At 69.0% G+C, this 14365-nt stretch carries 8 protein-coding genes; all 8 read right to left on the bottom strand.

The genetic code is table 11. The features are described 5' to 3' along the window. Positions 1-47 precede the first annotated feature (47 nt). Complete coding sequence (gene pbpC, locus AAG801_RS09415; protein ID WP_341888158.1) at positions 48-2312, bottom strand: penicillin-binding protein 1C; 2265 nt, start codon at positions 2310-2312, stop codon at positions 48-50. 182 nt (positions 2313-2494) lie between these two features. Next, positions 2495-8500 (bottom strand): alpha-2-macroglobulin, encoded by a 6006-nt coding sequence (locus AAG801_RS09410; protein ID WP_341888157.1) that lies wholly within the window; start codon positions 8498-8500, stop codon positions 2495-2497. A gap of 123 nt (positions 8501-8623) precedes the next feature. Next, complete coding sequence (locus AAG801_RS09405) at positions 8624-9100, bottom strand: DUF2269 domain-containing protein (RefSeq protein ID WP_341888156.1); 477 nt, start codon at positions 9098-9100, stop codon at positions 8624-8626. After that, positions 9097-9474, bottom strand: a complete 378-nt coding sequence (locus AAG801_RS09400) for a DoxX-like family protein (protein WP_341888155.1) — start codon at positions 9472-9474, stop codon at positions 9097-9099. The genes AAG801_RS09405 and AAG801_RS09400 overlap by 4 nt, the downstream gene beginning before the upstream one ends. Then, positions 9471-9950 carry an SRPBCC family protein gene (locus AAG801_RS09395; RefSeq protein ID WP_341888154.1) on the bottom strand — a complete coding sequence of 160 codons (480 nt, stop codon included), beginning with the start codon at positions 9948-9950 and terminating at the stop codon, positions 9471-9473. Before AAG801_RS09395 ends, AAG801_RS09400 begins: the two co-directional genes overlap by 4 nt. Positions 9951-9957: 7 nt before the next feature. After that, positions 9958-11097, bottom strand: coding sequence for a saccharopine dehydrogenase NADP-binding domain-containing protein (locus AAG801_RS09390; RefSeq protein WP_341888153.1), 1140 nt, complete (start codon positions 11095-11097; stop codon positions 9958-9960). Beyond that, on the bottom strand, positions 11094-12704 hold the full coding sequence (locus AAG801_RS09385; RefSeq protein WP_341888152.1) for an FAD-dependent oxidoreductase: 1611 nt from the start codon (positions 12702-12704) through the stop codon (positions 11094-11096). Before AAG801_RS09385 ends, AAG801_RS09390 begins: the two co-directional genes overlap by 4 nt. A gap of 117 nt (positions 12705-12821) precedes the next feature. Further along, on the bottom strand, positions 12822-14363 hold the full coding sequence (locus AAG801_RS09380) for a polyamine aminopropyltransferase (RefSeq protein ID WP_341888180.1): 1542 nt from the start codon (positions 14361-14363) through the stop codon (positions 12822-12824). Positions 14364-14365: the final 2 nt, after the last annotated feature.

The raw sequence follows: 14365 nt of genomic DNA, 5'->3' as shown, positions 1-14365 counted from the left end.
AAACGCGAGACCATGCCGAGCCCGCGTGACGCAGCCATGACATCCGTTCAAGGCGCGATGTCTACCGTCACCTCGCGCGACTCGGCGCGGCCCTGGTCGTCGACCGCGCGCAGCACGTAGCGCCGGCCCGACTCGGCCATGTCCGGCAGCCACGTGATGCCTTCGCCGGGCGTGGTCTTGCCGATCAGTGCGTCGTCGGCGAACCAGTAGATCGCCTGCGTGCCCGCCGCCGCTTCGGCGCGCAGCACGAGCGGCTCCGGCCTCTTCACGCGCAGCGTGTGCCGTACGCCGCGCAGGGGCGAGGTGATGAGCGGCGCTGTTTCCGAGGCCTCGCCCCTCTCGCAGCCATCGGCCGGCAGGCTCGCGCGCGGCAGGCCGGCCTGGCGGAACAGCCGGCGCATGTCGCTGCCCCATTGCTCGACCACCTGCTGGCGCGCATTGGGCTGCGGCCCGCACACCACCTTGCCGGTCGTCTCGTCGACCCACACCGCGCGGTGCAGGTTGCTGACCTGGATCGGCGACTTGCCGGCGATGAACCATGTCGTGGTGCGCACCGGGCACAGCGCGTCGGGCAAGCCGCCCGTCGCGGTGCACACCTCGACCTGCCGCAGGTCGGCCGGCTGGCGCGTCGCGATCTCGCCCGGGTCCAGCCGCTCGGCGCGCAGCGCATCGACCATGCGCAGGAACAGCGGCGCGGCCGCATCGACGCCCACGAGTGCGGGGTTGCTCGTGCCGTCGAAATTGCCGACCCACACCACGAGCACATGGCGACCGAACACGCCCGCGGTCCACGCATCGCGAAAGCCCCACGAGGTGCCCGTCTTCCATGCGATGGCGGGGCGCGCGGGCAGCGTGGTGTCGGGGCGCGGCGTGTGGCGCAGCATGTCGAGCGTGATGAAGGAGGCCTCTTCGCTCAGCAAGCGCAGCGGCTGCGCGGGCCGCTCATCGGGCGCGGACTGCGTGTAGCGCAGCGGCTGCGAAATGCCGCCGTTCGCCAGCGTGGCGTAGAGGCCCGCAAGCTCCTCGGGCGTGACCTCCCCACCACCGAGCACCAGCGCGAGGCCATAGTGCGATTCGCTCTGCAACTTCTGCACGCCCGCAAGCCGCATGAAGTCGTAGAGCCCGGGCTTGGAGAGCTTCGCGGCCACGGACACCGCCGGGATGTTGCGGCTGCGGATCAGCGCCTCCTGTGCAGGCAGCGGGCCGGCGAAGCGATGGTCGAAGTTCTCGGGCGTGTAGGGGCCGAACGATGTCGGCGCATCCTTGAGCATCGTCTTCGGATGCAGCAGCCCCTGGTCGAGCGCGAGCGCATAGATGAAGGGCTTGAGCGTGGAGCCCGGCGAGCGCTTCGCCTGCGTGCCGTTGACCTGCCCCGCGATCGCGTCGTTGTGCCAGTCGGCCGAGCCGATCAGCGCGCGCACCTGCATGGTCGAGGCGTCGAGCAGCAGCGCGCTCGCGTTGGTCATGCCCACGTCGGCGTGGGTGCGCAGGTACTGGCCCATCACGCGTTCGAGCGTGGCCTGCATGCGCAGGTCGAGGGTGGTGCGCACCTCCTGCACGCCGCGCTCCTGCGCGAGCAGCATGTCGGTGGCGTGCGGCGCGAGAAAGGGGAGGCTGCCGCGCGACTGCGCCGAGAGCGCGAGCTGCGCATCGGGCGCATGCTGCTTCGCGGTCGGGTCGCGCTCGGCCCACAGCGCCCACAGCCGCTCGCGCGCCGATTGCAGTTCGGCATTGCGGCCGCGCTCGGCGATGCGCTTGACGGGGTTCTGCGGAATCACCGCGAGCGTCAGCGCCTCGGGCAGGCTGAGCTTGGCGGCGTCCTTGCGAAAGTAGATGAGGCTCGCGGCCTGCACGCCTTCGATATTGCCGCCGTAGGGCGCGGTGTTGAGGTACGCCTCGAGGATGTCGCGCTTGCTGAATTGTGCTTCGAGCCACAGGGCCGCGCTGATCTGAGCGACCTTGCCCAAGGCCGTGCGGCTGTCGATGCCGTAGACGCGCCGCGCGAGCTGCATCGTGAGCGTCGAGCCCCCCTGCCTGCGCTCGCCGCTGGCGATGCGCCAGGCGCTGCGCACCAGCGCGGCGGGGTTGACGCCGGGGTGTGCGTAGAAGCGTCGGTCTTCGTAGAGCAGCACCGCGTCGATAAGCGTCGGGGAGATTCGGTCGAGGGGCACCCAAAGGCGGTACTGCTCGTCGCCCGCGAGCGTGAGGCGCAACAGCTCGCCACCTTGCGCGTACACGGCGCGCGAGCTGCCGACGGTTTCGCTGAGCGGGGCATGCGGCCAGAGGCGCAACAGCGCGAGCAGCAACGCCACCGCTGCAAAGGCGACCGCAACCCTCTTCCCTCGACCCTTCTTACTCCCTCTCCCGCTTGCGGGAGAGGGTTGGGGTGAGGGCATCGGCCGCCGATCAGGCAACGTGGTCATGGTGGCGCTGCACCCTCACCCTGGCCCTCTCCCGCAAGCGGGAGAGGGGACAAGACAGGAAACCGTCATGGTCAATTGGCCACCACCTGGAAGCGCGCCCCCGCCGAGCGCGAATACACGCGCCGGTCGTACATCGCCTCGCCATACGCCGCCGGCACCACGAAGTCGCCCACGTTGGTCGCACGCGCCTTGTAAATCACTTCGAGCAGGTTCTTGTCGACGGCGCCATAGAACACCACGCGGTCTTCGCGGATGTCGGCGTACTGCACCTTCCACGAACCGCCGCCACCGAGGCGCTTCTTCCAGATCGGCGCATCGGCGTTCGCCTGGTCATCGTCGCCCACGGCCTGCAGCACCGGCTCCAGGCCGCCGGGCAGCAGGTCGACCAGCGCCACATCGTTGAGCTGTGTGCGCTCCAGGCTGCGCACGCGCACCCGCACCGTGACCTCTTCGCCGAGCTTCGCCTTGGTGATCGGGTTGCCCTTGGCATCGAGCACTTCATGGAAGATCTCGAGGCCCTGGTTCACCGGCGTGGTGGGCACGTTGCGCTCGAAGCCCTGCTCGGCCCAGCTGTAGTACAGGTTGAAGTCGCTGTCGTTCGACAGCTTGAGCTTGGCCGTGCCGGCCGGCACCGCAGCACGCGTGATCGGGTTCACCGAACCCAGTGCGAGCGCCGCGGCCTGCCCTTGCGCGTTGACGCTCTGCGCCGTCAGCTTGCCCTCGGCGTTCTGCGCCACCGCTTCGAAGTAGGCATCGACCGCCAGCAGCATCGAGGCCGACGACAGGCTGTTGTACCAACCGTCGCGCACCATCGCGCCCATGCCCTCCCACACCTCCGGCTTCAGCGTCTTCAGGCGCGAGGAGAAGTGGCGGCCCACCAGGTGAAGCGTCATGCTGTCGTGCACCAGCGGGTCGTAGTAGGCGCCCCAGACGTTGCGGCGCTGTTTTTTCTCGGTGCGCGCGAGCAGGTCGGACCACACGGGGTTGAGCAGCTCGTTCGCCACCTGCTCCTGCTTCACGAGCTGGTAGCTCGCGGCGAGGTACACGGCGCCCAGGTCGTCGCTCCAGCCTTGCGTCTGCTTGTTGCGCCAGGCTTCGCGCAGGTTGGCCAGTGCGGCCGGCGCGATGATGCCCTGGCGGGTGAGCAGGTAGGCCGCCTGCGTGCGCTGGCGCCAGCCGTCGAGCGAGGTGTCGCCGCTGCCTAGCCAGCCCTGCAGGTAGGTGTTGGCCTTCTGCAGCAGGTCTTGCGGCACCGGCAGCTTGTGGTCCTTGGCTTCGACCAGCAGGTGCACCGCGTAGAGCGTGGCGAAGGCATCGGCGCCCGCGCCGGGCCACAGCGAGAAGCCGCCGTCGGCCGTCTGCCGTGCGCGCAACTGCACGAGGTAGCGCTCGAAGGTCTTGCGCGCTTCGGGCATCGGACCCTGCTCGGGGGTGCGACCGCGCGCCATCTCCTTCACCAGCTCGGGGCGGCTGGACAGCAGCACGGCCGGGAAAGTCTGGCTCGTGATCTGCTCGGTGCAGCCGTGCGGGTAGACCTCCAGGTACTGCATGAGACCGGTCGCGAAGGCCCACGGCGCGGCCGACACCGCCACATCGCTCTTGCGGAAGTTCGGGTACAGGTCGGCCTTGCTGCTCAACTCGCCCGCACGCTGGAAGCTCCCCGCCTGCACCATCGTGACGAACGGCGACGCGGGCCGCACACTCACTTCGGTCGACAGGCGCGCGCTGAAGGTCTTGTGCGTCGATGTGAACACCAGCGCCGACGAACCCAGCACCGCCTGCTCGCCCGGCTTGGCGCGCACGTTGAACCTGGTGCTCGCTTCGCCGCGCTCGTTGACCTTGAGCGTCTGCGTCGCATCGCCCACCACTTCGAGCCCGCCCGAGGCGGTGAGCGTGAGCGCGACGGGCGCCCCTTGGCCCGAACCCACGATGTTGTTCGCAAGACCCACGCCCACTTCGACCGTGTCGCCGGGCGCCATCGCGAGCGGCGCGTTCGGTAGGATCACCATGTCGCCGCGCACCACGGTGCGGGTGCTCTTGGCGGCGGTCGTCTCGTCGTTCACCGCGACGGCCATCACGCGCAGGCTGCCATTGAAGCTCTCGGGCACGGTGTAGCTGAATTCGCGGCTGCCGTTCACGTCGACCAGGCCCGACCAGTAGGTCACCGGCTTGTCGCGCTTGCGCTTGAACGGGTTCAGGTGCTTGCCCAGTTCGCCTTCGCCGTCGCCGCCGGGCGCTGCGCCCTGCATGAGCTTTTTGAACTCCGGCAGGATCAGGTCGAGCGTCTGCAAGGTGCCCACTTCGAGCGCGCGCTTCTGGAAGAAGTGCTTGAGCGGATCGGGCGTCTTGTAGCGCGCCACCTGCAGGATGCCTTCGTCCACAGCGAACAGCACGGCACGCGTGGGCTTGTCGCTGGTGAGCTTCATCTTCACCGTCTGGCCGGGCTTCACGAGTTCGCTGCTGGTGAGCTGCAGGTTCGCGGTGCGCTTGGCCAGGCTGGTGGCGAAAGGAATGACGCCGTACGACAGCGGGCTCATGTAGACCTCGTCCGAGGCCGGGTCGCGCACGAAGTGCACGTTGATGTAGCCGGTGCCCTCGAAGTCCTTGGGCAGCGTGATCTTCTGCACCGAGGCGGTCTTGTCGGTCTTGAACCACGCGTGGGCGTAGACCTTGTCGCGCTCGATGGTGATGAGGCCCGCGCCCACGTAGGGCGCGCGGATGCTCACCTCGATCTCCTGGCCCGGCTCGTAGTCCTTGCGGTCGAGCGTGAGCTGCAGTTCGGCGTTGCGATCGAGCGAGCGCGAGACGTTCGCGTTGCCCGCCACGCTGTACTCCACGCGGTTCAGCTCCAGCCCGCCCGCATTGCGCACCACGTAGGCGAAGTTGCCGGGCGTGGCGGTGTTGAGCGCGATGGTGTTGCCTGCGGCGACGATGGCCAGCGGCTTCTCGTCGATCACGATTTCCTTCTTGCGCGACTCGTAGCGGTACAGGCCGTTGTCCTGCTTCACAAGCACCGACAGCACCTTGCGCTCCACGCGCTCGATCTTCAGGTCGGCCACCGCCGTCTTCTTCGCCTGCGGGTCGATCGCGATCACCGTGGCGTTGCGCGCGGCGCCCTTGCTCACGTAGCTGGTGTCGCCGTCGACCTTCACGCCCACGAGGTAGGGCATGTCGCTCACCAGCGTCTGCGCTTCGGCCGAGACGCTGCGCCCGCCCTCGGGCTCGAAGGCCTTGGCGAGCACGTGCACCTGGTAGGTGGCGGCATCGAAGCGCGACAGGCGCAGGTCGAACTCCGCCTTGCCTTCCGCGCTGGTCTGCACGCTGCCCAGGTCGTCGACCTGTTTCTCGGTGGCGCGCTGCGGATCGAAGAAGGCGTAGTCCGCGAACGCGCGGAACACCGGGAAGGCCGGGCTCAGCGTGAGCGTGCCTTCGACCTTGCGGTCGGGCGCGGGCGTGCCGAAGAGGTTCTGCACGTCGATGAGCGCCTTCAGGTCTTTCGGCTTGACCCAGCCTTCGGCCACTTCATTGCTGAGCTTGGCGACGACCTTGGTGCGGTCGGGCAGGAATTCCTGCACCTTCACGGTCGTGCTGCCGATCAGCAGGCCCTGCACCTCGGGGTTGCCGGGCGACGACTCGCGCGGCAGGTAGAGGTTGACTGTGTAGTTGCCGGTGGGCGAGGTGTCCTGCGTGGCGTGGGCGATTTCCGCCGCGCCGCCGGGGCCGAGCTTGAGCTTCTCGCGGCGCACGCTGAGGCCGCGCGCATCGATGATCTCGGCTTCCAACGGCAGGTCGCGCAGCGACGTGCCCCAGTTGCCGGCCTTGACCATCATCGCGATGTGCATCGTGTCGCCCGGGCGGTAGATGCCGCGGTCGCTGAACACGTAGGCCGTCATCTGGTTCGGCACGCCGGCCGCGCGCAGGCCGCCGACGTCGAAGCGCGAGATGTCGAGCGTGCGGTCGGTGCGGTTGAAGGGCAGGAAGCTCAGGTCGCCGTCCTTGCGCACGACCAGCACCACGGGCGCTTTCTCGCGCTGGTAGCCAGCGAGGTTGGGCAGCTTGGCGGCGCCCGTGGCATCGGTGGATTGCGACGCGACGATCATGCCGTTGCGGCCCCACACCTCGACCAATGCGCCTGCCACCGGCTGGCCGTTGGCGATGCTCTGCACGAACACGTCGCGTGTGCCGTCCAGCGACTTCTTCGCGACGATGCCCAGGTCGGTGACGAGCACCAGGCGCTGGTCCTTCTGGTCTTCGGGGTTGCCGCTTTCGGGATCGCCTTCGTACTGTTGTTGTTCTTCCTGCTGCTCTTCCTCGGGCTGCACTTGTGCCGCATCGCCTTCGGCTTTCTTCTTGGCCTTGGGGTCGAAGCCCTGCACCTTGAGCAGGAACACGCCGCGGCGGTCGGCCACGTCGCTGCGCAGGTACTCGGCGAAGTCGACGGTCTCGTAGTGCGCCTTGCCGGCGGGAATGCTGAGCGGAATCTCCTTCTGGAAGCGGTCCACGAGGTTGTCCGATTGCAGGCCGCCGTTGAACTGCGGATGCGCGAAATCGCCATTGGTCTGCGTGACCAGGTGCTGCAACTGCTGCGGCAGCAGGCGGCCGATTTCGAGGCGAATGCCGGGCAGGTCGCGCACCAGGATCGGCAGCTTGCGCTCACCCGACAGCGCGAGCAGCGAACCCTGGCTCATGATGGTGAGCTCGGGCGCGAAGGTCTTGAGCAGGCGCACGTCCTGCCGCGCGGCGCCAAGCTGGTAGCCGCCGGGCGTCTTCAGGCCCTTGGCCACGCGCACCAGGAGGTAGCGGCCGCCCTCGGCCTGCGGGAGGCGGAAGCTGACCATCTCGGTGACTTCGCGCTCGCTGGCGATGGGCTGCAGGGTGATCTTCTTCGCGCGGCGCAGCACGGCGTCGGTGACCTTCGAGGGGTCGGCGGACCAGTCGAATTTTTCTTCCGGATCGCCCTTGACTTCTTCGGTGGCGGGCAAGAGCCAGGCCTGCACCACGCGCGCCATTTCGCGCTCGTGCACCGGCATCGATGCGGTGACGTGCATCACATGCTCGGGCTCGCCGTTCTCGCCCGTGACGATGGTCGGGTCGATGCTGGAAATGGCGAGGCTGAAGAGGCCGGGGATGTCGACCGCGCGCGAGATGTCGTTGCGCTGGCCGGGGCCGCCCTTCTGTGCGACCGCACCGGCGGTGAGGCTCAGCACGACGGGGCGCGTCTTCTCGGGAATGGGCAGAGGCTCGGACTGCAGCGTGGCGGTGAGGCGCAGCTTGTCGTAGCTGACGCTGAACTTCTCGCTCGCGCACTTGCCCACGCTGAAGATCGAAGTGCCGCAGGCTTGGTCATAGGTCAGCACCAGGCGCTTTTCGAACTCCGCCGTGTTCACGGGGTGAGAGAAGCGCACCTGGAAGAGCGCACGCCGCACGTTGGCCTGCACCGGGTCTTGATAGAACTCCGCGCCCGCGATGCGCGCGTTGAATTCAGGCGAGGTGAACTCGTACTTGCGCTGCTCGATCTCGATGTGCGGCGCGAGCGCGTCCTTCGCGAGCTGCACCTTGTAGGGCTGGCCGACCGGCCAGTCCTGCGCGGGCAGGAATTCGAGCTTCTTCTGGCTGCTCCACGACCAGCGACCGGCGATGGCGGGCTCGATGGTGATGCCGGGCGCCTCCTGGCCGATGCGCGCAATCGGCGCGACGGATGCGGAGAAATTGATGACGACCGGGTTGGGCCCCTTGTCGTTCTCGATCTGCGTGCGCGGCGGCGGCACGATCTGCGCGGTGGAAACGACAGGCTCGACGCGGTCGGGCGTGAGGCCGTGCCACCACTTCAGCACATGCGGGCTGGCGAACCAGCCGGCGAGCACCAGCAACGCCAGCAGCACCACCCAGGCCAGCCGTTGCTGCACCCACTGCAACCCGAAGAGAAGAAAGGCGCCCACGATGCGCAGCCACCCCGGAGGTCGCCAGGAACCGATGAGTCCGCGTGCCAGCGGACGCAGGAACCCGAGCACGCGGCCCAGTCCGGTGAAGAGCACGTCGCTCAGCGACGCGAGTTTTCGATTGGCGACTTGAAGCATGGAAGCTCCCCCTGATGTTTTTGTTGGCACCTGGCAGTTTCTGCCCGGTCTGTGAAGCCACGGCGCTGTGTGTGAAGTCTGCGTGAAAACCGCACAGGCCCGCGCACCGGCCCGTCTCGAGCGTCAGAACGAAAGTGCGGGCTTGTTCACCATCAACCAGAACACGACCGCCATCGCCACGAAGGCCGGATAGCCCAGCAGTTCCCAGTAGCGCTGGTAGCGCAGATACAGCGACGGCAGCGGCGTGGCCTCGCGGTGCGCCTGCGTCGCAAGGGCCGCCATGCGGACCTGCAGCCACACCACCGGCAGCCAGCACGCCCCCGCGAACGCGAAGAGCCCCAGCGAGAGCGCGAGCCACGGCGTCGACAGCGGCCAGCCCGCCATGTGCGCCAGCGCGAAGCCGGTGACCGGCTGCAGGATCACCGTCGGCGTGGTGAACCACCAGTCGGCGCGCACCACCAGCCGACTCACCACCGCCTGCGCCGGCACGCTGCCGCTGCGGTTGGCAAAGAACATGTAGAAGGCCGACCCCAGCCCCGTGCCGACCATCAGCACGCTGGAGACGATGTGCAGCCACTTGAGGACGAGGTAGGTGTTCATGGCGTCGTGCGTCGGTACAGGTGCCAGAGCAGCGCGGCAATGGGCAGGTTCTTGAGCAGCGGGCCGAGCGGATGCAGCCACAGGCTTGGCTGCAGCACGGTCGCCACGAGCGTCATGGCGAGCATCAGCACGAAAGCAGAAAGGTAGACGATGCGACTCGGCCGCAGCCACAGCGCCAGGCCGATCGCGAGATCGGCAGCCGCGCCGCCGACGATCAACGACTGCACCAGCCACGGCGGCGAGGCGATGCCTGCGTCAGCGAGGACACGGCGGCTCTGGCCGTCGAGTTCGACGAGGCTGGCGATGGCGGTGAACAGCCAGACGGCGACGAGACTCAGGCGCAGCAGGCGATCGTCGTCACGCGTCTTTGTCATGCCGCATCACTCCCATGCTGTGCCCGTTGCCACTGAACGACCTCGTCCGCATGCCCGGCGAGAAAGTCGCGCAGGCGCGCGAAGCGCCGCTGTGTCTGCCGTGCGAAGACCCGGGCCACCACAGGCTCCAGCAGCCAGCGCAAGGCCTTCGGTCCGGCTTCGATGGTGTAGACGTAGATCAGCACCGAATGCCCGGGTTGCGTGTCCCGGTGTCGCATCGATGCGGCCCAGCGGCTGAAAGGAAAGGAGCGGCCGACCATCGAAGCCGCTGCCACGTGTGGCCGGTTGAAAGTGACGAAGCGCGTGCGCATCGACAGGCCGCGGAGCCAACCGCCGCCGGTGTTCTCCGTTTCCGCGCCCACGAAAGGGCAGGGCGCGCCGCCCACCACGCGGGCGTTGCCGACCAGCGAGTCCCAGCGCGCACGCCAGACGTGATAGTGAAAGGCATCGAAGACCACGTCGGCCGGCGCCGGCATGTCGAATTCAAAGCGCTGGTGTGCCATGGCCTGCCGCGCTGTCGCCTTCGTCGATCACATCCGTCACCATGCCCCAGCGCGCGAACTCGGGGTCGAACTCGGGCAGCGTGAGCAGGCCGGCGCAGGCATGTGCGCCCTCCGGCAATGCATCGCCACGCGCGAGCCGCCGTGCCAGCAGGATCGCGGCCATGCAAGGAATCTCGGGGCCGTGGTTGTCGTCGGCGGCGATGTGCCAGGCGCGGCGTGCGACGGCGCCGTGCGCATCGATGCCTTCGACGCGCACCACCATGCCGCCCAGCGCGGTGCCGAACGCATCGAACACGCCGCCCGTCGCATGCAGCAAGGGCGCCAGCTTCTGCGGCGCGCGCAGCAGGCCTGCGCGGCGCAGGAAGGCCAGGAAGGCGAAGGCGTGCTGGGTCAGGCCGACTTCGAGGGCGGCGCGGAACATGACCGACTGCACGCCGGCATAGCGCGCCGGAAAGAGTTCGAGATCGGGGATGTCGCACAGGGCGCCGCGGCGCGGCTTCATGCGGGCGAACTGCACCTTCGCGGGATGGGCCCAGCCGGGCTGCTCGGTCCACCGGCCGTCGTGCCAGACGCGGATCGGCGCGCCGCAGTAGGCGAGCACGCCCGCGAGCGTGGCTTCGCCGCGCGGTGCGCCCTGTGCCGGCGCGATGCAGATGTCGATGCTGCGCAGGCGTTGCCAACCGGCGGCGAGGTGATCGACCGCCGCCGACGACAGCGCGGGCACGGTGCTGGCGCCGGTCACGGCGGTGCGGCCCGCACGGCGGAAGGCAGCGTCCATCGCGGCGGGAAAGTCGCAGACGAAGCGCCGGCCATCGGCCAGGTCGATGTAGTGCGCACCGGCGGCCGCCACGGCCTGCGGCACGCGGTAATCCTGGCCCTGGAACGGGCCGGCGGTGTGGATGACGAGGTCCACGCCCAGAAAGCCCAGCCCCTGCGCGAGATCGGGCGACTGCGCATCGACGCGCACACCGCGCACACTGCCGCCCAGCGATTGCGCAAACGCCGTGGCCCGTTCGAGGTCGCGCCCGCCGACCCACAGTTCGATGCCCGCGTCCTGCGCCAGCGCGCGGCTGATGCGCGCGCCGAAATTGCCGTAGCCGCCGAGCACCAAGGTCTTCATGCGAGGCTCGCCCCGGCGATATGGCCGCGCGTGAACGCTTCCTCGAAGATCGAATAGCCCGACCAGTCCGCGTGCGCGAACGACAGCCGGCCCGCGGCCACGCGGTCGCCATGCGCGCCGATCTGCGCGAGCAGCCCGGGCCGCGGGATCGACATGGCGTGGCCGTAGCGCGTGATTTCGACGCGCGTGGCGAGCGCGGGCAGGTCGGGGTGCGGCACCGACAGCTCGGCCAGCAGCTCGTCGCGCCATGCGGTCCACGGGCGTTCGAGCAGCAGCTGCCGGCCATCGCCGGTGTCGTAGCTGCTCGGGCCCAGCGGGCGGTACCAACTGAGCACGGTGCCGCGCGGCGTGGGGTCGAGCGTCTGGTGGCGCGCATCGACGTAGCCGAGGCCGCGCGTGCCGTAGATCACGTTGTCCCAGCTCGGCGCGGCGCCGACGCGGTCGGCCAGCGGGCCGCGCAGGTGCACGTTGGCGACCAGCCACGGCGCGTAGCGCACATGCGCGGCGGCGCTCGTCAACAGCGCCGGCGGGTTCTCGACCACGCGCGCGGCGATGAAGACGGGCAGCGCGACGATGCAGCGCTCGGCCTGCCAGCGCACCATCGATTTCGAGGCGGCATCCCACGCATCGACCTCGACGCCGCCGCGCCCTTCGGCGATGCGCGTGACGACCTGGCCGATGCGCAGGCGTTCGCCCAGCGGCGCGGCCAGCTGCTTCGTGAGCCAGCCGTTGCCTTCGGGCCAGGTGAGCACGCCATCGCGATCGGGGTTGGTGTCGTTGACGCTCCCGCTCGCATCGCCCGGCGCATGGAAGCCGTGCCGGCTTGCGAAGTAGTGGATGCCGGCCCAGGCCGACACCTGCGCGATGCCAGCGCCGTAGTCGTCGCGGCAGCAGTAGTCGAGGTACCAGCGCAGGTGAGCGTCGTCGAAGCCTTCGCGGTCGAGCCAGCCCGCGAAGGGCACGGCGTCGAGCGCGAGCAGTTCAGGTGTGACGGCGAAGCGCAGCGTGGGAATGGCGAAGTGCGCGGCGTGTTGCAGCGCATCGATGCGCTGCGCGAAGCGGCGGTATTGGGCGTGCGTGCCGTCGCCGACGTCGTGCACGGGGAGCAACCCGTCCTGCCACTCGCCTCGGAAGAACAGGCGCTCCTGCGGGCTGTGGCAGAGGTGGCGCTCGTCGTAGGTCCAGCGGCCCGCCACGCGGCGGCGCAGGCCGAGTTCTTCAAGCAGGTCCTGCACCTCGTGCGCGTCGTCGCCGGGCGTGGGCAGGTAGTGCGCGCCGAGCGGGCAGGCGATGCCGCCGACCGCACCGCCGCGCGCGTTGCCGCCGGCGGTGTCTTCGAGTTCGAGCAGCGCGAAGTCGTCGATGCCCGCGAGACGCAGCGCGCGCGCCGCCGCAAGGCCGGCCACGCCACCGCCCGCGATGACGACGCGGGTGCGCTTGACGATGGCCGGGGCCTGCGACCTGAGCGCACCGTCGCGCATCGCGTGGCCGCGCGCGACATCGACACCGGTGAAGCCGCCGTCGATGGGCGGCGGTGGCGCCTCGCAGCCGGCCAGCGCCAGGGCGCCTGCACCGGCAGCGACGCCAAGAAAGCCACGACGCCTCATGGCACCCGGTTCCTTCGTGGAACACCGCGGAACCGGCTTTGCCGGGCCGCAGGTGTTGCCCCCGGTAGGGGGTTGGCGAAGCGACACGAAGTGCGCGCAGCCTGGGGGCGAGCCATATCAGTGCGCCATGACCTTGCCCCACTCCTGTTCGTAAGTGGTGACGAGGGTCTGGTTCGACAGGCGGTTCACTTCGGTCGGCACGCGCGCCATGTCGAGCGGAAAGTCGAACATCAGGGGCAGCGTGGCAGGCGTGAGAAAGCGCATGCCGCCCGGCAGCGCATCGGGCAGCCGGTAGGGCCGACGGCTCGCGATGATGTAGCCCCACTCCCCGAAGCTCGGCACGTGCGCGTGGTACGGCGTGGCCTTCAGGCCGACCGACTCGATGGTGCTCGCCACGGTCCAGTAGCTCTTGCGCGCCACCAGCGGCGAGGTGGTCTGGATCACCGCGTAGCCGCTGGCCGACAGGCGCCGGTCGAGCAGCGCGTAGAAGCTGTTGGTGTAGAGCTTGCCGATGGCGAAGTTGGTCGGGTCCGGAAAGTCGACCACGATGACGTCGAAGGTATCGCCCTCTTGCTGCAGCCACTGGAACGCGTCGGTGTTGACCACCTTCACCTTCGGCGACGAGAGCGCGTGCCCGTTGAGCGCGGCCAGCGTCTCGTGCGTGGTGAAGAGCTGCGTCATATTCGGGTCGAGCTCGACCAGCGTGACCGACTCGACCGAGGGGTACTTGAGAACTTCGCGCACCGCCATGCCGTCGCCGCCGCCGAGCACGGCAACTTTTTTCGGCGCGCCGTGTGCGGCCATCGCGGGGTGCACCAGCGCCTCGTGGTAGCGGTACTCGTCGCGCTCGGCGAACTGCAGGTTGCCGTTGAGGAACAGCCGGTGGCCCAGCGCGCCGCGCGTGACCACGATGCGCTGGTAGGGCGAGCTGGCGCTGAAGACGATGTGGTCCTGGTAGAACTTGTCTTCCGCCAGCGTGGTGATGTGGTCGGCCCCCCAGAAGGCGCCGATGAGCGCGGCCAGCGTCAGGAAGCAGGCCACCGCATGCGCGCCGGCGCGGCGCAGTTCATGGCGGAACAGCCACAGCGCCCACACGGCCACCGCGGCGTTCATCACGCCGAACAGCAGGCCGGTGCGGATCATGCCCAGCTGCGGCACAAGAATGAGCGGGAACGCGACCGACACAGCGAGCGCGCCCAGGTAGTCGAAGGTCAGCACCTGCGACACGAGGTCCTTGAGCACGATGTTGCGCTTGAGAATGCGCATCACCAGCGGAATCTCGAGCCCCACCAGCGTGCCCACCACCACCACGAGGCCGTACAGCAGCAGACGGAACGCGCCCGGCACGTAGGCGTTGGCCAGGAACAGGATCGCCGGCAGCGCGCCGCCGATCAGCGCCACGAGCAGTTCGATGCGAAGGAAGTGCGCCGGCAGCTGCCGCTCGAAGTAGCGCGAGAGCCACGAGCCGACGCCCATGGCGAACAGGTAGGTGCCGATGATGGTGCTGAACTGCAGCACCGAGTCGCCGAGCAGGTAAGAGCTCAGCGCGGCTGCGCTCAGTTCATAGACCAGGCCGCACGCGGCGACCACGAACACGCTGGCGAGCAGCGCGATCTCGACGGGTTGCGGCCCCCGCGCCTCCGGGGTGCGCGCGGGCAGGG

This window comes from Variovorax sp. YR752 (genome assembly GCF_943372545.1).
Note: the sequence above shows the minus strand (reverse complement) of the source record. Positions and strands in the feature narration are given on the sequence as shown.